This window comes from Streptomyces sp. NPDC026062, assembly GCF_055568375.1.
In genome coordinates, this window is record NZ_JBVHOQ010000004.1 from 193,410 (window position 1) to 212,122 (window position 18,713).

General features: G+C 68.5%; 14 protein-coding genes. 3 read left to right on the top strand and 11 right to left on the bottom strand.

The genetic code is table 11. The features are described 5' to 3' along the window. Nucleotides 1–86: 86 nt before the first annotated feature. The 8 genes from ACZ4LX_RS05510 to ACZ4LX_RS05545 all read right to left on the bottom strand — a co-directional run bounded on the left by ACZ4LX_RS05510 (nucleotide 87) and on the right by ACZ4LX_RS05545 (nucleotide 7,817). Nucleotides 87–2,009, bottom strand: a complete 1,923-nt coding sequence (locus ACZ4LX_RS05510; protein WP_467639443.1) for a VgrG-related protein — start codon at nucleotides 2,007–2,009, stop codon at nucleotides 87–89. Next, the gene (locus tag ACZ4LX_RS05515; RefSeq protein ID WP_467639440.1) at nucleotides 2,006–2,806 is read right to left on the bottom strand and encodes a CIS tube protein; all 801 of its coding nucleotides are present in this window, start codon (nucleotides 2,804–2,806) and stop codon (nucleotides 2,006–2,008) included. The genes ACZ4LX_RS05510 and ACZ4LX_RS05515 overlap by 4 nt, the downstream gene beginning before the upstream one ends. 5 nt (nucleotides 2,807–2,811) lie before the next feature. Beyond that, nucleotides 2,812–3,249 (bottom strand): phage tail protein, encoded by a 438-nt coding sequence (locus ACZ4LX_RS05520; protein ID WP_148016756.1) that lies wholly within the window; start codon nucleotides 3,247–3,249, stop codon nucleotides 2,812–2,814. Nucleotides 3,250–3,405: 156 nt separating this feature from the next. Beyond that, a complete protein-coding gene (locus ACZ4LX_RS05525) occupies nucleotides 3,406–5,145 on the bottom strand; it encodes a hypothetical protein (RefSeq protein WP_467639437.1) in 1,740 nt (579 codons plus the stop codon). Between the two features lie 28 nt (nucleotides 5,146–5,173). Then, complete coding sequence (locus ACZ4LX_RS05530) at nucleotides 5,174–5,317, bottom strand: DUF6760 family protein (RefSeq protein ID WP_187284983.1); 144 nt, start codon at nucleotides 5,315–5,317, stop codon at nucleotides 5,174–5,176. Next, entirely contained in the window at nucleotides 5,314–5,757 is a 444-nt protein-coding gene (locus tag ACZ4LX_RS05535; protein ID WP_467639434.1) for a hypothetical protein, read from the bottom strand. The genes ACZ4LX_RS05530 and ACZ4LX_RS05535 overlap by 4 nt, the downstream gene beginning before the upstream one ends. Then, entirely contained in the window at nucleotides 5,757–6,200 is a 444-nt protein-coding gene (locus ACZ4LX_RS05540; protein WP_148016754.1) for a phage tail protein, read from the bottom strand. Before ACZ4LX_RS05540 ends, ACZ4LX_RS05535 begins: the two co-directional genes overlap by 1 nt. Nucleotides 6,201–6,272: 72 nt before the next feature. Next, nucleotides 6,273–7,817 (bottom strand): phage tail sheath family protein, encoded by a 1,545-nt coding sequence (locus tag ACZ4LX_RS05545; protein WP_467639431.1) that lies wholly within the window; start codon nucleotides 7,815–7,817, stop codon nucleotides 6,273–6,275. A 277-nt stretch (nucleotides 7,818–8,094) separates the two neighbouring features. Here ACZ4LX_RS05545 and ACZ4LX_RS05550 point away from each other — a divergent pair, with 277 nt between their 5' ends. Further along, entirely contained in the window at nucleotides 8,095–11,580 is a 3,486-nt protein-coding gene (locus ACZ4LX_RS05550) for a phage tail protein (protein WP_467639428.1), read from the top strand. A gap of 9 nt (nucleotides 11,581–11,589) precedes the next feature. After that, nucleotides 11,590–12,294, top strand: a complete 705-nt coding sequence (locus ACZ4LX_RS05555) for an SMI1/KNR4 family protein (RefSeq protein ID WP_467639425.1) — start codon at nucleotides 11,590–11,592, stop codon at nucleotides 12,292–12,294. A gap of 853 nt (nucleotides 12,295–13,147) precedes the next feature. Here the strand turns inward: ACZ4LX_RS05555 and ACZ4LX_RS05560 are convergent. The 3 genes from ACZ4LX_RS05560 to ACZ4LX_RS05570 all read right to left on the bottom strand — a co-directional run bounded on the left by ACZ4LX_RS05560 (nucleotide 13,148) and on the right by ACZ4LX_RS05570 (nucleotide 16,319). Beyond that, complete coding sequence (locus ACZ4LX_RS05560; RefSeq protein ID WP_467639422.1) at nucleotides 13,148–14,404, bottom strand: cytochrome P450; 1,257 nt, start codon at nucleotides 14,402–14,404, stop codon at nucleotides 13,148–13,150. Then, nucleotides 14,401–15,195 (bottom strand): alpha/beta fold hydrolase, encoded by a 795-nt coding sequence (locus tag ACZ4LX_RS05565; protein WP_467639419.1) that lies wholly within the window; start codon nucleotides 15,193–15,195, stop codon nucleotides 14,401–14,403. Before ACZ4LX_RS05565 ends, ACZ4LX_RS05560 begins: the two co-directional genes overlap by 4 nt. A 122-nt stretch (nucleotides 15,196–15,317) precedes the next feature. Continuing rightward, complete coding sequence (locus tag ACZ4LX_RS05570; protein WP_467639416.1) at nucleotides 15,318–16,319, bottom strand: helix-turn-helix domain-containing protein; 1,002 nt, start codon at nucleotides 16,317–16,319, stop codon at nucleotides 15,318–15,320. 473 nt (nucleotides 16,320–16,792) lie between these two features. Here ACZ4LX_RS05570 and ACZ4LX_RS05575 point away from each other — a divergent pair, with 473 nt between their 5' ends. Next, nucleotides 16,793–18,634, top strand: coding sequence for an AfsR/SARP family transcriptional regulator (locus ACZ4LX_RS05575; RefSeq protein WP_467639414.1), 1,842 nt, complete (start codon nucleotides 16,793–16,795; stop codon nucleotides 18,632–18,634). Nucleotides 18,635–18,713: the final 79 nt, after the last annotated feature.

The following is an 18,713-nucleotide window of genomic DNA, read 5'->3' on the forward strand; positions in this document are numbered from 1 at the left end:
GTTGCGGTACGCCGGCTGACCCTGGTGCCGGAGGCCGGTCGGCGTCGGCCCCGATGCGGTAGGTCGGTTGAGCTTGATGCGGTAGGTCAGTTGAGCTTGATCAGCGGTGCGTTGACGGAGACCGAACCGCCGCTGGTGACGTCCGTGCGCCGGCTGCCGTCGACCGTGACCTGACCGCCCCGGACCTCCACCGCGCCGCCGGTGGAGAGCGCGACCCTGCCGTTTCCGCCGTCGAGTGCGACCCCGTTGCGGGACGTCACCGTGACGCTGTCGCCGGTGAGTTCCAGCGCGCCGCCGCCGGCGTCCAGCGAGACTCCTCCGGCCGCCTTGACGGAGACCTGTTCCTTGGCCTCGATCGTCACGCTGCCGTCGCTGTTGATGACGACGGCCGTGCCCCGCCGGTCCAGGTCGATCGAGAGCTTCCCGTCGCCGGTACGGAGCCTGACCCCCTGTGGGCCGTTCGCCGCGTCCAGCAGTTCGAGCTGGTTCCCGCTCTTCGACGCGAAGGCACGCCGGTTCACCGCGCCGGTGGTGGGATCGACGAGATCGCCGCCTTCACCGGGACCTGGGGTTCCGGCGGGGGCCTGGGCTCCGGGAGCTCCCGCAGGGCCCCCCGCGCCTCCCCCGGGCCGGTCCTTCCCGTTGTACAGCCCGGCCAGCACGTACGGCCGGTCGAGATGCCCGTGCTCGAAGCCGACCAGCACCTCGTCCCCGACCTCCGGGATGAATGCCTCGCCGCCGCCCGTGCCGCCGGACTGGGCCGTGCGTGCCCAGTCGCTCGCGTACTCGTCCGACAGCCAGGGGAAGCGGACCTTCACCCGGCCCGACCCCTCGGGGTCCTGGGTGTCCGTCACCGTGCCGCTGACCAGTCCGGCGCATCGGCCGGAGGGCCCCTGCGGCCCCTGGCCGCCGCCCCCGGTGAGCCCGAACAGTGAGCGTTCCTGCTGTCCTGACACGGTGATCCAGGTCTCGTACCCGCGTACGGCGTCGAAGACGTGCCGCGAGGACGTGACGGTGTACCGGCCCTCGAACGGCGCGCCCACCGCGTTCAGAGCGACCGCGCTGCCCGCTCTGACCTCCGGATTTCCCCGGATCACCGCTTCCAGTTCCGCGAACGACCCGGCGATCCGCTCCGCCAGGGCCTTCGCCGCCCGGTCCACCTGCGCCTGTGCCCCGTACACCGCGTCGGTGACCACGAACCGTGCCTCGCCGAACGGGGCGGACACCTCGGCCGCCGTCACCCCGAGTTCCAGCGTCGACGACGTGCCGGCCGGGGCCTTGCCCACCACCGGCTGCTTCGCCCCGACGTCCCAGCCGCGCACCTCGACCTCGGACACCTGCTCGGCGGCCGACACCCCTGCCCGGCAGCGCAGCAGGTTGTCGCCGAGTTCGAGGACGAGGGGGTCGCGGCCGGCGCGCGCGGACCCGTCCGGCGCCCCGCTCGCCTCGGCGGGGCGGGTGATGTGCAGCTGCCCGTCGCGTACGTACGCCTGCGCACCGGCCTCCTCCGCGAGTTCCCGCACGAACTCCCAGTCGGTGACGTTGGGCTGGGCGATGTGCTCGATCACCGGTCCCGCCACATCCACCGTTCCCGGCTTCAGTCCGGCACGCTGGGCGACCTGGCCGCAGATGTCGGCGAGCGTCATGTTCTGGTAGCTGGCGACCCGCCTCCCCCGCAGCAGCCGGTGGGACTCGTCGAGGCCTCGTACGACGGTGAAGGTGCCGGTCTCGTCGAGTTCGACCTCCAGCGCCGTGACAACGCCTTCGAGCAGCGGCTTCGGAGCCGTGTCACCGCCCGCGCGGGCCAGCAGCCGGGCCTCGCTGCCGATCTTCAGTCCCGTCTGTTCCAGCAGGACACGGTCGGGGTCGCGGAACCGGAGCAGGAACAGGTCGGGGAGCGTACGGCTGTCGTCGACGTACCCCTCGACCAGGGTGTTCACGAACTTCGCGGGGAGCGGAGTACCGCCGAACTCCACCACCAGCGCGGTGGCGACGCCCTGTTGAGTCATCGGCCCTGCCCCCGGTCCGTGCCGTTGCCGAGCCTGCTCAGCTCGTCGAGTGCGGGCAGCAGCAGCTGTGTGCCCGGCGCGATCCGCAGCGGGTCGTCGATACGGTTCGCCTCGGCGATCACGCGCCAGGCACCGGCGTCCCCGTACTCCCGGTGGGCCAGCGACGGCAGCGAGTCCCCGGAGGCCACCCGATGCACGCGCCGGGCCGCCAGGGCGCCCGATGTCGGGTTCTGGCCGGGCGTATCCCCGCTGATCTCTTCCATCGTGACCTGGCAGACGGCCCGGATCGGCACCCCCGATGTCGTGAACAGGGTGTACTTCGCCGCGACTTGACTGACATACCCGGGGAATCCGGTGAGCCCGCCCCAGTGGAACACCACCCATGGCGGTGACGACCGCTGCTGCTGCCGGGTCTCGCTCGTCGGCACACAGCAGGCGAACAGCTGCTCCACGGAGGTCACCACCCGGGTGTCCTGGGTGTCACTGGCGTCGAAGAACATCTCCACGGTGAGCTTGCTGGGCTGCGACCCCTGGTACTCGGGCGGTCCTGAACTCTTCGCGCCCTTGGCCGGGGTCCGCTTCCAGGAGGCGGCCTTGGTCAGGCTCAGCTCCTTGGGGTTGAACTGGAAGTCGATCCGTCCGCACGGTCCGCCGGGCGTGAGCCCGCCCCCGGTGGGCGGTGTCCGCAGCTCCAGGTAGGCGTGCTCCAGCTTGGGCCTGGCCGAGCCGCCCTTGGCGGCGGATGCCACACCGGACGTACCGGCGGCACTGAATGCGATGGGTCCCGCGCCGCTCACGCCGCTCAGCCCTCCATCACGTAGCCGTGGTGGGCGATCTCGATCGTCTCCATCGCGACCTTGGGGGATTCGGGTGTGAACGACGGCCCGGTCCAGCGCACGGGAACGACCTCCAGCAGCCCCCACTGGGCCACCTTCCGCCCGTCCCCGGTCCGCGCCTCGATGTGCGCCGTCTTGCGGCTGAACCCGGTCGTCATGGTGGCGAACCAGCGGGCCACCTTCTCCGTCTCCCGGGTGAGCGGGCGGGACAGCTTGACGTTGGAGTACTTCAGCCGGGTCGGCAGCTGCCACAGATGGCCGTTGTTGCCGCCCTCCTCCCTGGTCTCCAGGACCACTTCGCAGCCCAGCCCGTCACAGGTGTTGAACGACCCGAGTTCGATGTCGTCGATCGTCACGACGAAACAGACGCTGACTGCGGGGTCGTCGTCCGGGGAGGTGGCCATGGCACGTGCCTCTCGATCGGTGCTGGGTGACTCGCGTGGATCAGTGGCTGGGTGACGCGGTGACTTGATGCCTTGGTGCCTTGGTGCTTTGGTGCCTTGGTGCCTTGGCGAATCAGTGAATCGGTGAATCGGTGAATCGGTGAAGGGTGCTGATCGTCAGTGACGGGTGTTGATCAGGAATCCGGCGCGTTCGCGTTCGAGCCGGAGATCGGCTTTGAGCAGTCGGCTGAGCGGCCCGTAAAGCGCCCGGACCAGCTCGTCCGTCACAGGAGCCGCCCCCTGTCCCGGCGGTGACCCGGCACGGGTCTGCGCGTCGGGGGCTCCGGGCACGGATTCCGGCCCCGCTGCCGCCTCCGGGTCAGGTTCCGGCTCCGGATCCGGTTCCGTTACGGGGGACGGCTCGGGTTCCGGGAGCGGAGGCGGCTCCTCGGCGATCTCCGCGTCCCGTTGGACGACCGGCCGGGACGTGCCGTGCAGGGGCGCGGCCCCGAACACGACGCTCCCGTCGGCCATGCGCTGGGCCACCCCGGCCGCCACGGCGACGGATCCGGCTGTGGGGAGAGCGGCCCGTTCGGCGGTACGGGCGACGGAGCGGGGTACGGGCGGCGCTCCGCCGGTCTGCCGCTGTACGGGAGGCACCGCGCGCTGGAGCGGTGCGGCGGGCGGGAGGCTCCGGGCCCTTGCCGGGTCAGGGGTGATCCACCGTACGGGGGCTGCGTCGGGCTGAGCTGTGGAAGGGCCGTCAGGGGGCTGCGTCCGCGGTGACCCGCCGCCCCCGTCTCCCGACCGCTGGACGACCGCCCCGGCCGCAGGATCCGGCCCGGCCGGACCGGCGGCATTACGGAGGGACAGTGGTCGCTCCCCGAGGAGGGGCGCGGTGGGGCCTGCGGCCGGTGGTGGGACGGGCGTGGGCCCCGGGGCGTACAGCGAGCGCTGAACGGGGTCGCTCGACTCCTGATCCGCGGAGACCCGTGACTCCCCGGCCGCGCCCCGCTCTCCCGCGCCGGTCAACGGGGCATCGCCGAGCAGCGGGGCGACGGACTCGGGCCCTCGGACCTCTTCGGCCCCTCCGGCCCCTTCGTCCACGGCAGATGTCTCCGGAGGCGGAGGCTCCGAAGCCTCCGGAGTCCCGGGTACAACGGGTGCCCCGCCATCCCGCTGAACAGACGGATGGCTCAGAGGGGCCACGGATGAGCTCTCCCTCTGCACCAGCGGCGGCCGGGGCACGGGTGGCTGCGAGGCAGACGACCGGTCGGCCCGCCGCTGGGCGGTCGGCGGCAGACCGGGCAGTGGAGCCCCGAGTCCGGGCGCGCGCCGGGGCGGCTGCGACGAAGGTGCCGTCCCCGTGCGCTGGACCGTGTCCGGCACCCCCTCCGCAGCCGCGCTCTCGGCCGTACCGCCGTCCAGCCCCTCCCCCGGCTCCACCCGCTGGAGGAGGGGCTGCTCACCGACCAGTTGACGTACGGGCAACGCGGCCTCGGCCGACGAACCCCCTGCGGACGTCAGAGCCGGTGCGCTGTCCCCGTACGCACGCTGAACAGCCACGGGTTCGAATCCGCCCCTCGGGCGCGGCGGCATCTCGACGGTCCGCTGTACCGCCGGCGCCGGGCTCCCCGGCGCCGCGGGGGCGACGTCGTGCACCAGCCCGGACGGCGCGTCCGGGCTGACCAGATGTCCCAGCGGCGTACCGAGTGCCGTCTGCTGCCGCGTGGTCAGCGCCGCTTGGAAGCCGCCGGGGTCGATCACGAGGTCCTGCCCGGTCACCGACCGCTGCACCGGTGCCAGACGGCTCACATCGACACGGTCCCCCCGGTCCGGCCGCGCCGCGTGCGCGGTGGCCGGGGAGGGTTCATCACCGGTGGAACGACCGCCGCGCAGCCAGGACATCAGCCCCATGACTCTCCCGTCCTCCCTGCGCTCCTCGCTACTGCCCGTTGAGGCGAGCGATCTGTGCGACGAACTTCAGTCGTTCCGGATGTTCCAGGTCCAGCAGGTCGTCCAGCGGCCAGTGGAAGTGGTAGGCGAGGTACGCGACCTCCTCGTAGAGCAGGTCGGCCGCGTACGTCACGATTCCCCCAGGCGACCGCCGGCGAGATCCACCGCGAACTCCTCCTTGCAGGACGGACACGAGACGGCGGCACGGGTGTGCCCCTCCGCGTTGATCCGCCGGTAGAAGTCCTGGAGGAAGGCCAGGTCGGACGCGAACAGGTCCTCGATGACACCCGGGTGGATGTCCTCGACCGTCCCGATCCGGGTCACCACCCGGGAGATCAGGACGACCGACAGATACGCGGAGTTCTCCCGCACCCGGTCGTCGCGCAGCGGCACGAGTTCGTCGCGGGCGGTCGCGAGCCGCATCACGCCGGAGCGGTGCACGGTGCCGGATTCGTCCACGTACCCGCGCGGGAGGTCGAACGCGAACTCCGTACGCAACGGCTCGGGCCGCCCGGCGCCCTCCCGCTCCCCCGGCTCCTGGGGCGGCGCCTGGAACTGGACCGTACGCCGCATCAGTCGAGCTCCATGCTCTCGTAGGTGATCGACAGCTTCTCCGTGAGCACCGAGGTGTCACCGGCCTTGAGGGTGCCGATCTCCAGGGACTTCGGCCAGGCGTTGATCAGCTTGTACCGCTTGATGGGCAGGCCCTCGTAGTCGTAGACGATGACGGCTCCGTTGCGGCGGGCGCTCATCATGCGGCCGAAGCGGGAGTCCTTGATCCAGCGTTCGAAGCTGTTGTCCTCGGTGAGTCCGCGCGTGACGGTGACCTCGCCGGCCTTGGGCCGTCCGGGCAGCTTCTTGATGGCGTACTTGCCGTCGGCGGTGTTCTGCTTCAGCTCGATGACGTCCTGCTCCATCTTCAGACCACTGACCTCGGTGATCTGCTTGATGATGACGCTGTCGAACTCCAGGCCGAAGGAATGCCCGACGGAACTGTCAAGATCGGGAAGCGGCACAACAGGCTCCTTACGCCAGGTTCGAGGTCGGGCGGGTCACTGATCCGGTTGCCGGCTCTGTCTGTGCCCCGGTCACTCGTCGACACCTCCGGTGCCGCCGGTCAGCTGGGAGAGCCGGAACACGACGAACTCGGCCGGCTTGACGGGCGCGACGCCGATCTCGCAGATGACCTGGCCCGCGTCGACGCTCTCGGGCGGGTTGGTCTCGCGGTCGCACTTCACGTAGAACGCCTCGTCCGGGGTGAGCCCGAACAAGGAACCCTTGCGCCACTCGTTCACCAGGAACGCCGAGACCGTGCGCCGGATACGTGCCCACAGCGCGTCGTCGTTCGGCTCGAAGACGACCCACTGGGTCCCCGCGAGGATCGACTCCTCCAGGTAGTTGAAGAGCCGCCGGACGTTGAGGTAGCGCCAGGACTGGTCGGAGGCCAGCGTCCGCGCGCCCCAGACCCGGATGCCGCGCCCGGGGAAGGAGCGGATGCAGTTCAGCCCGATCGGGTTCAGCAGATCGTGCTCCCCCTTGGTCAGCTGCGTCTGGAGCGCCACGGCGCCGCGCACGACCTCGTTGGCCGGCGCCTTGTGCACCCCGCGCGTGTCGTCGTTGCGGGCCCAGATTCCCGCGATGTGCCCGCTCGGCGGTACGAGGGTGGCGCGGCCGGAAGCCGGGTCGGCGACGCTGATCCAGGGGTAGTAGAGCGTGGCGTACTTGGAGTCGAAGTTGGCCCGGTCCGTGCGCCAGCCCCGGACCTGCTGCGGCGAGAGTCCTGGCGGCGGGTCGAGAATGGCGACGCGGTCCCCCATCAACTCGCAATGGCTGATGAGTGCTTGCTGCACGGCGATGACCGAATCAAGGTCGAGCAGCCCGCGTTCGTACGCGCCCACCAGGTCGGGCACGGCGACCATCGTGACCTCGTCCACGGCTTCGAGCCCGCCGAGCCCCGTGCGGCGGTCGGCGTCACCGACGTACACCTCGGGAGCGAGCGAACCGGCGCCGCCCGCCACGGGGGCGGCCGGAGCGAGCGCGACCGACTGGACCCCGGGCCTGGCGGGGGCGGCGCCACGCCCGGTCTCCCGTATCTCGATGAGTTCGGACTTGGCGTTGACTCGGGTGGCCACGTTCTCCTTGCTGCGTTTGGTGGTCACGGAGGGGTACGTCTCCGCGACCTGGCCGTCCCTCTTGACGATCAGCTGGAAGACGTCGGAGGGCGGGTCGTCGCCCTCGGCCTCCGCGACCTCGACGCTGATCTCTCCTACCACGCCCGGCCGGGGCTTGACCGCATACGGACCGACCTGGACCTCGGACCCGGCGGCCAGCTCTCCGGCACCGGTGTCCGCGCCCTCGGCCCCCTCGGCTCCTTCGGCGATGCGTACGACGTAGCAGATGCCGCCCCCGTTGGCGAAGAAGCCGTAGACGGCGGAGGCGAGGTACGTACCGTCGACGAAATCACCGAAGGTGCCGACGAACTGGCTCCAGTTCGTGATGAGCGTCGGCTCGTCGAACGGGCCCCGCTGGGCGAAGCCGACGAAGGCGGCGACCGAGGTGCCCACCCCTTCGATCGGCCGGGATCCGGACTCGACCTCTTCGACATAGACGCCCGGGGACAGGTACGACGGCATATGAGCCTCTCCTTGACGCGCTCCTCGACGTGTTCCTCGCCCCCCGTTCCAGGACCGGGGAACGCCGGCAATTCTCGCCAGTCACGCGATCACCGGGAACGGATACTCGGCCGCCCCGCCGTGCACGGGCGGCTGCCCGATGAGGCAGACCGGAGGCGTCTCACGCGCCAAGGGGACGTGCCCGGGTGGCGGTACGCGCGTGCTTCATCCCTCCCGTACGGGCGAGGCAGCCTGGCACACCACGTCCGGGCGGATCTGTTGCTGGCGGGAGGGACGGATGAAGGCGGTTCCGGAGAAGACCCCCACCGCACCGGACCGCCCCGACGCCGCTCCCCGCACGGACCGGCCTCCCGCATCTCCTTCGCCGCCCCCGGACCGCCGGAGCATCCAGCGCCTGCAACGTGCGGCCGGCAACGCGGCGGTCTCCCGCCTGGTGGCCCAGCGCTACATCGCCCCGGTCAAGCCCGCTCCCGCCCAGGCTCCCGGATTCCGCAGCATGAAGGCGGCCGTAGCGGCGAAGAAGACGAAGATCGCCGTCCACGCGCCAGCGGCTGCGGAGTCCAAGGCATCCCAGGATGCGGCAGTCGCGCCCCCTGACGACAAGGAAGCGCAGGGCAAGGCGGCCAACGCCGAGAAGATGAACGCGGCGAAGCCCGGCGAGTTCGACAAGAAGGCGTTCGTCGACGCGGTGAACAAGGCGATCGACGCGCAGGCTCCGAAGAACCTCGACGAGGCCGACAAGTTCTCCGAGTCCGGCAAGGCGGACAAGGTCAAGGATGAGGTCGACGGGAAGGTCACGGACGGCAAGGAGTCCTCGGCCAAGGACATCGACACGGCGACGAAGGCCCCGCCGGACACCTCGGCCGCCAAGGACAAGCCGGTCACCCCTCTCACCCCGGACCAGCCCCCCGGCAACCCGGGCGCCCCCTCCGCAGCGGACGCGATCCCGGCGAAACAACCGGCGGCCGTCACCGACTTCTCCGAAGGCCCGGCCGCCAACGACAAGGAGATGGCGGACGCCGAGGTCACCGAGGACCAGCTGGCCAAGGGCAACGAACCCGAGTTCAACGAAGCCCTGTCGGCGAAGAAGACAGCAGAGACGGACTCCGAAAAGGCCCCGGCGAAGGGCAAGTCCGCCGAGAACCAGCAGCTCAACACCGCCAAGGCAGGCGCGGCAGCCTCCGGCACCGCCGCGATGGCAGCTCTCACCGCGACACGCGGCAAGGCCGGCCAGCAGGTGGACGGTGGCAAGGGCGAGACGAAGTCGAAGGACGAGAAGAAGCGCGCCGAGGTAACGGCAAAGCTCCAGAAGGTCTACGACGGCACGAAGAAGGACGTCGAGACCACGCTGTCCGACCTGGACAAGAAGGTCGACACGGCGTTCACGGCGGGCGAGAAGGCGGCTCGGGACGCGTTCACGGCGGACCACAAACGCCGGATGAAGAAGTACAAGGACAAGCGCTACTCGGGCTGGACCGGCAAGGCCCGCTGGGTGAAGGACAAGTTCGCCGGCCTCCCCAAGGCAGCGAACGACCTCTACCAGGAGGCCCGCAAGCTCTACGTGGCCCAGATGCAGACGGTGATCTCCTCGGTCGCCGACATCATCGGCACGGAACTGGGCAAGGCGAAGGCCCGCATCGCCAAGGGCCGCACCGAACTCAAGGCCGAGGTCGACAAACTCCCCGCCGACCTGAAGCAGTTCGGCGACGAGGCCGCGAAGGACTTCGCGGGAAAGTTCGACGACCTGGAAGCCACGGTCAACGAGAAGTCGGAACAACTGGTCCAGGACCTGGCGTCGAAGTACACGGCGGCTCTCAACAAGATCGACGAAGAGATCAAGAAGCTCCAGGAGGCCAACAAGGGCCTGATCGACAAGGCGAAAGACGCGATCGTCGGCGCCATCAAGACGATCAACGAGCTGAAGAACCTCCTCCTCGGCATCCTCGCCAAGGCAGCCGGCGCCATCATGAAAATCATCAAGGACCCCATCGGCTTCCTGGGCAACCTGGTCAAGGCAGTCGGCGCGGGCCTCAACCTCTTCGTCACGAACATCGCCGAACACCTCAAGACGGGCGTCGTCTCCTGGCTGCTCGGCACCGCGGTCAAGGCGGGCCTCGAACTCCCGCAGAAGTTCGACATGAAGGGCATCATCCAGCTCATCGGCTCACTGTTGGGTCTGACCTGGGACAACATCAAGGCCCGCGTCACCCGCAAGGGCGTCCCCGACGAGGCGATGGCAGCGGTCGAGACATCGGTCCCGGTAGCGAAGAGCATCGCGACCGAGGGCCCGGCGGGCGCGGCCAAGGAAATCCAGGCAGAGGCCGGCGACCTCAAGGCCACGATCCTGGAAAAGCTGACGAGCTACCTGATCCCGACGGTCATCATCGCCGGCATCACGTGGATCCTCTCCCTGCTCAACCCGGCCTCCGCGTTCATCCGCGCGGTCAAGGGAATCATCGACATCGTCACGTTCATCGTGAACCAGGGATCCCAGATCGTCGAATTCGTTAATTCGGTTCTGGACGCGGTGGTGGCGATAGCCAACGGCGGCTCGGCGGGCGTCCCGAAGATGGTCGAGGCGGCGCTGGCGGCGAGCGTGCCGCTGCTCATCGGGTTCCTTGCTTCATTGCTGGGCATCGGAAGCCTCGCCAACAAGGTCAAGAGCGTTTTCCATGCGGTGGCGCGGCCGGTGAACCGGGCGATCGATAAAATAGTTAACTTTATAGCGAAGAAGGGAAAATCAATTTGGTCGAAATTCAAGGACAAGAGAGATGGAAAAAATGAAAAAAATGACCCCAAACCCCGGGACGTTCCACCCAAGAATAAGGAGGTCAAGTGGTGGCTCATTCAACGCCCCCTCCAGGCAGAGTCCGGCGAATCACACACTCTAATGTTCCAGGGATCCCACAGCAACGCACATCTCGTAATTCACAGCAACGAGGAGGTCTATCGACAATATCTAGGAAAATTCGACGATGCCGATCTGAATGACGCCCAGAAGGAGGCAAAGGAATCAGCGACCAAGGAGACGGAGAAACTTGAGAAGACGCAACGGTCTAATCTATCACCTGAACGAAAGAGGGCCAGAATCGAAGCATCACTGACCCGCCTGGCCAGGTTCACAATCATTCTGATCGGAAAGGGGCAGGAGCTTCCCGCATCTTCTCCGCCCATTTACGGCGCACTCTCACCAGCAGGTTTCGCCACACGCATGACGATCAACATCCTCACAAATATTCCACCGCCAGCAGGCCCCGGGGGCGGGGTCCCAAATGAGGACAGACTCGCTGTAGGACCCCAGTGGGAGTACCTGAAGCAACGCAAGGAGAAGGCGACAAGCAAATACAGATTCTACAGACTCGGCCACTTGTTAAACCATCTCGTACATGGCCCAGGCACCATGTGGGAAAATCTCGCACCTCAGTCAACAAGTGGCAATAGTAAATTTCATGCGGACTCGGAAAAGAGGGTCAAGGAACTCGTGACAGGGCGCACAGGGAAAGCCGTTAAATACGACGTGGAACCCATTTATGGTTCTCGCTCGGTCGATAAGGATGCAATCGTAAAGGAATGGAAGCGTGAAAACGCATCGAACATCGCCATAAAAAAGGCAATCCTCGACGCAGAAGACCACGTCCCCACGGCCTACAAATGGGAGTACAAGGTAATTTTCGAAAATGGAAAGTTCATAGATTCTGGAGAGGGAGACAACGGCGAATCCCCGAACCTTATTCGACAGGACGCGGACAAATACCACTTGTAGGAGTGTGTCATGGAATACCGGGAAGAACTAGAACGCCTGGCGCATCGAATTGACCAGCACCCTCTGACCGAACTCACAGAATTCGAATTGGGCGCACCCATCGAGCAAGAACTGATGGATGCGGCCGAGCAGAATATGGGGATGAAGCTGCCCAACTCCTTGCGCAACCTCTACCGTTCATTCAACGGGGCCACACTTCGTTGGCGCATCAGGGAAAACCTCACAGGGACCTCGCAGCGCCAAGTGAGCGAGGAAATTAAAACGATGGCTGATCGGTACGCCATCCATCAGACAGCAGGCGTCATCGAGATCCTCCCACTACACATGATGCTGTTCGATGACGAGTTCAAACTTGAGCAATTCTATTCGGATGAAAGCCGATTCAATTTCGATGGCAAAAATTACACCAGCAATGAATTCGTGGGGGCATTAAAAATATTCGACGCGATCGAAGAATTCACAGCAATGGCCTTTGTCGCACGCGACGACCAACCCGAATGGAAGATGCTGCACTTATCAAGTAATTGGAACGAATTCGATAACTCTCGAACAATATATCTGGCAGACTATCTGGCATTCACGATAGCAACATGGGGCCTACTCAGCGCACGGGAAGAAATATTCTCCGAGCATCGCGGGTATCTTCGCGAACCATTGACCTACGACAATGATCTCGCCATTTCAAAGATCCCAGAAATCCTCAGGAATCCATAAAATTCGACTCGCCGTGGCACCACCGAAGTGAAGGAAACGCGGCACTCGAAGCCGGTGCCACTCCTGTTCCGCAGGGCCTCAGGGCAGTTTCAAAGTCCCGGTGGCGCATAATTCAGCTCGTCACGGCGGGGTGAGATGTCCGGGTCGGCCCGTCACGCCCGCAACCAAGCTCCGGTTGAACGGGGTGACTTTCCCAAGTCGCCCTGGTCCAAAAGAGCTTCGATGTGCCGTCAGTCTGCCACCGTCTGCCTGATCAAGCAGCCTGCTCTCGACGGCGTTGCGAGGTTGCCGCTGGTGAAACGACTGAGGCTGCTACCCGATCCACGTCGATGCCGAGGTGTTCGTCACCCGTTCGTGGCTGTGCTGCTGGTCTCCGCCTCGGCGGTGATCGCGGATGCCCGTTCGTAGGCTGCCGTCGGCCAGTGGTCCGCGAACGCTCTACAGCACACCCTCACCCGCCTGAGCGCCCGGGTCGTGGGTTCCCTGGGCGTGCGCGTCGCACCGAGCGCCGCCACGATCCGCCGGGTCATCCTTCAAGTCTGCCCCGGCGGCCCGGCCGACCTGGCCAGCACCGATCCGGCCGGCTCGGACTCGGTGGTCGTGGACGGCAAGCCTCGGTGCCGCGATCGCGGGGGAACTCGGCCGGGAAGCCGATGATCTCACCTGCTCCGCGCTCGCACGGTTCCTGGAGGTTCCGGCCCGGCCCGATCCCCACCTCCGTAAAGACGGTGTTCGATCTCCTCATCCGCAGTTGGCAGGCGTCACAGCGCGTCCCCGCACGCGAGGCCACGGGTGCGGCCACGCGGTAGCGCCTGCACGCGTCCTTGCCCGCCGGTGTCAGAGGCCGCTGTCGTCACGCATCGGCCACCCGCACCGGCAGCGAATTCAGCCCATTGATGAAGTTCGACACCAGCCGACGCGGCAGGCCCGCGGGCAGGAGTGGGCCAGGCGGGAGTACGCGGCACACCTCCTCGTACAACACCCGCAACTGCAAGCGCGCGAAGTGCGCGCCCAGGCAGACATGCGGGCCGTCGCCGAACGAGAGATGTGGGTTCGGCGAACGCGCAAGATCCAGGGTGAACGGGTCGGGGAAGACGCGCTCGTCGTGGTTGGCCGAGGCGTGGAAGACCACCACCTTGTCGCCGGCCCGGATGCGCGTGCCCGCCAGGTCGGTGTCGTGCGCCGCCGTGCGGCGGAAGGTCAGGACCGGTGGGTGACGGCGGAGCAGTTCGTCCACGGCGGTAGTGAAACCCACCTCGCCGGTGCGCAGGCGTCGGTACGCCTCAGGGTGCTCCGCCAGGAGAAGCAGGCCGCCGGGGGCCGCGCTGCGTACCGTGTCGTTGCCCGCCACCACCAGCAGGAAGAAGAACATCTCCAGCTCAGGCTCGGTCAGTTCGGGGTCCGTGGCGAGGGCCGTGAGCACGTCGTCGGCGGGGTGTGTGCGCTTGTGGGCCGCCAGAGCGTGCGCGTACTCGAACATGTCGCGCAGCGCCGCCGGGGAGCGCGGGTTGACCGGCTTGCCGTCCGGGCCAGCTATCGGCGTTCCCGCCTCGTCCGGGTCCTGGTAGCCGATGACGCGCCTCGTCCAGTGGAGGAGGAGCGCTCGGTCGGTGTCCGGCACTCCCAGCAGGTCGGCCAGGTTGAGCAGCGCGTAGTCGTCGGTGACCTGGGTGACCAGGTCGCAGGTTCCGTCACCGGCCCGTGCCTCGGTGACCGCGCGGGTGAGCAGGGTGTGGGCCCGTTCCCGTACGACCGACTCGAAGCGCTCCATACGCCTGGGGGTGAAGGCGCGGCTGACGAGCGTACGCAGTCGCCGGTGGTGCGGTGGGTCCTGGTTGAGCATCATCCGGCGGATGAACGGCAGGTCTGCCGGGTCCGGGTCGCGGATCTGGGTGGCGCCCAGGTACGAGGAGTACGTGGACGAGTCCTTCAGGACCCGGGACACGTCCTCGTGCCGCGTGACCGCCCAGAAGCCCGGGCCTGCCGGCCAGCCCAGCACCTCCGGCTCCTCCTGCCACGCCACGGGCTGGTGGTCGCGCAGATGGCGGTAGCGGTCGTGCGGGATGCCGCGTCCGTACTGCCTCGGGTCGAAGACGTCCGGTGCGCTCACGCGCTCGCCCCGCCGCCCTCCGAGTCCGCCCGCAGGAAGTCCTCCATCACCCGGATCAGATCGAGCGGAGCCTCGTCCATCGCGTAATGGCCGCACGACGGAAGCTCCACGAGCTCGGCGCTCGGGAACCAGCGCATCCACGTGGCACGTTGCAGATCCGCCGAGAGGGCCGGGTCCAGTGCCCCCACCACCGCCAGGGCCGGCACCGGCGAACCGTCGATGCGGTCGTGGAAGCCTTCACCCGCCCACGAGTCCAGCCAGGCGCGGAACGCCGCCGCGTCGCTGCACTCGACCGAGCGGCGCACCATACGGTCCAGCCAGGCCGCCGGGCGTCGTCCTCCCGTCGTGGTGTCGAGGATGGTCCGGCGGTTCTCCGGGTTCTGCGCCGCCCCGGCGAAAAGTTCCCACTGCTCGGGCGGCAGTGGCAGGCCGGACGCGGGTACCGGTGACACCCCGACGATTCTGCGCACCCGTTGTGGCGCGGCGGCCAGCGTGCGCTGGATGACGGAGCCGCCCATCGAGTGGCCGATCAGCGAGAAGCGGCCCCAGCCGAGGCGGTCGGCCAGCGCGAGTACGTCGGCGGCGCCCTCGGCCGTGGTGTACGTACCGTCCGCGTCCCTCGCCTCGCCGTATCCCCGCAGGTCCACCACCGCGTACTGGAACGCACCGCCGTCGAGGTCGGGCACCACAGGGTCGTACGCGGAACGGTCGGCGAGCCAGCCGTGCACGGCGATCACCTTGTGCGGGCCGTTGCCGTGCAGGGCATGAGGCAGAACTGACAATGCGGTCACGTCGGCTCCCGTCGCAGTACCGCGGTGGTCTGCCGGTCAGGTCGACAGCAGGTCCGCCCGCCCACGGTGGCGGCAACCGTCGGGCCGCGCAAGGGCACACGCGGGGAGCCCGGCGTTTCTCCCTATCGCGCACCCGGTCGTAAGTAGCCCAGCTGGGCGGCGTGGACGCCTGCCTGGAAGCGGCTCCGGGCGTCCAGGTGACCGAGGAGGCCGGTGGCGATCCGGCGGGCGGTACGGGGAGAGACCCCGAGACGCTTGGCTATGGCCTCGTCCGTGTAGCCGCGTGCCAGCAGCCGCAGGGTCTCGTGCTGCTGGCGGGTGAGCGGGCCGTCCCCCGGCTTCTCGGGGCGGCCGAGCGGTTCGGCGCGGTCCCAGACGCTCTCGAACAGGGCCTCCAGCGCCGCGATGAGCCCGGGACCCGTCACCACGAGTGCCCCGAGCGAGGAGTCCTGGTCGTCGAGAGCGACCAGCGCCAGCCGCCGGTCGGCGATGATCATGCGCGTGCTGAGGGAGGGAGCGGTGCGGACCTCGACACCGATCGAGGCCAGCCAGGTCACGTGGCTGACGGTCGGCCGGTGGTTGCGGATGCTGTCCAGATAGACCGTGCGCATCCGCACGCCACGCGACAACAGCTGTTCGTCGAGCGGCCCCGAGTTGCGCATGTTCTCCTCGGTCTGCGCACCGCCCGTCGAGAAGGTCAGGATCTCCTCCGCGACATCCTCATGGATCCGGGCCAGGTAGTCCCGTACGTTGTCCACACCGTCCAGACGCATCACCAAGGACTCCCCGGCGGCCTGATGCACGGAGGGAAGCCCGCAGAGAAGCTCGGCGATCGCCGCTTGGCTCTCCTCCAGCTTCTGTTGCCTGGAGGCGATTTCAGCACGCTGTCTGGCGAGCAGCATCTCCAGGCCCAGCCGGGGGCTGACCGCGTGCAACCGCCCGCCGTCGCTCCCCGCGGCCGGACGGACCAGGGTCAGGGCGGCCAGTTTCTTCAGTGCCGCCTCGAACTGGTCCTCCGTCAGAGCCGCGTGCAGACGCTGCTCCGTCGGCGTCGCGTGAGGGCGATCGAGCAGGGCCCGGTAGGCAGCCTCCGCCGTGGCGTCCAGACCCAAGGGACCGAGCATCGCCACTCCTCATCAACTGCCTTGAATGGTCTCGGAGTTGTCGCTGTCGCCAAGGGCAGGGATGCCCGTTCGTACCGGCTCTTCGATGAAGCTATGGCAAAGATCATGTCATGAGCGCGCCGGATCGGGCAGGGCGCCGCCCCAAAAGCGGCTTCCGGGCGTCCGCATGCTGGACGGAAGAGGCCATGGCCTCATCGGTCCACCGGTCCGACCTTCACCGTCGCCTCGCTCCCGTACAAAACTCACCGTGATGGCGCAAGATCCCCACCGGTGGTCGGAAGGGCTCCCCACGTGACGCATCGCCTCCGCTTCTCCCGCACAGTCCGCACAGCTCCCTCGTCGCCGGACGGCACGGTTCTCGTCGGCCCGGTCGGCTTCGGACGGCAGTAGGACCAAGGCCGAGGCAGGACCACGGCCGACAGCCGGCAAGCGCGACCGCGCGGTGACGTAAGCACCTGGGGAAGGCGGACGATGTGCGATTCCAACTGCTCGGGCCCCTGAGCATCACCGACGGGCGGGACGTCGTCGTTCTCCCGCCGTCCAAGCCGACCGCGCTGCTGGCCGCGCTGCTCATCCGCCCCGGATCCGTCGTCTCCACCGAGCGGCTGCGCGAGGCCGTCTGGGGTGTGGAGCAGCCGGCCACGGCCAAGGCCGCGCTGCAGAGCTGCGTCCTCAGACTGCGCAGGATCTTCGCCAAGTACGGCATCGAGGACCAGGCCGTCGTCGCGGTGGCAGGCGGCTACCGCGTCCACGCCGACGCCGAGACCCTCGACCTGCTCCACTTCCGTCAGCTCGTCGACCGGGCGGCTTCCGGCAGGGAGGAGCCGGAGCTCTACACCCTGCGGGCCGCTCTTTCTCTCTGGCAGGGCCCCCTGCTCGCCAACGTCCCCTCGGAGCTGCTGCACCGTGACGAGGTACCGCGGCTGGCGGAGGAGCGGCTACGGGTCCTGGAGCGGGTCTGTGACATCGAACTGGGGCGCGGCCGGCACCGCGACATCCTCGTCGACCTTTGGGAGGTTACGCGCGTATACCCCGCTCACGAGCGGTTCTCCGAGCTGCTGGTGCTCGCCCTGTACCGCACCGGTCGGCAGACCGAGGCGCTGGCGGAGTACCGCAGGATCAAAGGGCACCTGCGTGAGGAACTCGGTGTCGACCCCCGGGCCGAACTCCAGCGCCTGGAACTGGCCATCCTGCGCGGCGACGACCCCGCGACGCTGGGCACGGGCCTCGGCACCGCCGCATCCGTGCGGTTCGCGGACGCCGAGGCGCCGCCCTGCGATGCCGGTCCCGAGAGCCTGCCGGACGCACCCCCGGCCCCCTTGCCCGTCCCGTTGCCCGCCGTGCCCAGCTTCACCGGCAGACGGCGCGAAGTCGAGGCTCTGACAGCACTGCTGACACCGGCGCCGGTCTCCGCCGGACCCGCCCGGACCAGACTCGCCGTGCTCGCCGGGGCACCCGGCATCGGCAAGACGGCCCTCGCCCTGCACGTCGCCCACCTCATGGCCGCCCACTACCCGGGCGGCTGTCTGCTGCTGCCGCTCACTCGCGCCGACGGCACCGCCCGCCCGGCGCAGGAGGCGGCCGAGGAACTCCGCAATGCGCTGCCCGCCGCGTCGGGCACCCTGCTGGTCCTGGACGATGTCGTCCACCCCGACCAGGTGCGCCCGCTGCTGACCGCGCGCACGGGCGGCGCCACGATCGTCACCAGCCGGATGGGACTGGCCGCGCTCGTCGCCACCCACGGCGGCACGGTGCACCGCCTCGGGGCCCTGGAGCCCGCCGAGTCACAGGCCCTGCTCACCGCCGTGCTCGGCACGGAGCGGGTCGCCTCGGAGCCGTCGGCGGCACTCCGGCTGGCCGCCGTCTGCGGGCACCATCCGCTCGCCCTGCGCATCGCCACCGCCCAGCTGCTCACCCGGCCCCGGCTGCGGCTCACCGACTGCGCCGACCGGCTCCGGCACGATCCGCTCGCCAGACTCCGCCTGGCCGACGACCCCCGGATGTCCGTCCAGCTGACGCTGGACAAGGCCCTGGACCGGCTGCCCCCGGCCCTGGCTGCCGCCCACCTCCGGCTCGGCGCGGCAGCACACGTCCCGCTCACCACCGGGCGGGCCGCCGAAGTGCTGGGGGTCGGGGAGGAGATGGCCGAGGAGGTACTGGAACGGCTGCTGGACGCGGGCCTGTTGGAGGAGGAGCAGCCGGGCTCCTTCCGGATGCACGACCTTCTGCGGGAGCACGCCCGGCGCGCGGGCGCCCCCGCCGCCGGGCACCCCCAGGCGCTGCTCCGCCCGCCCCGGCCGGCCGCCCTGAGGTGACGCTCAGCCAGCCCCTCCGGTCTGCCTCCGCGCCCGCCCGGCTCCGCCCCCGCCCCGTCCCAGATCGAGAGGTGTGACA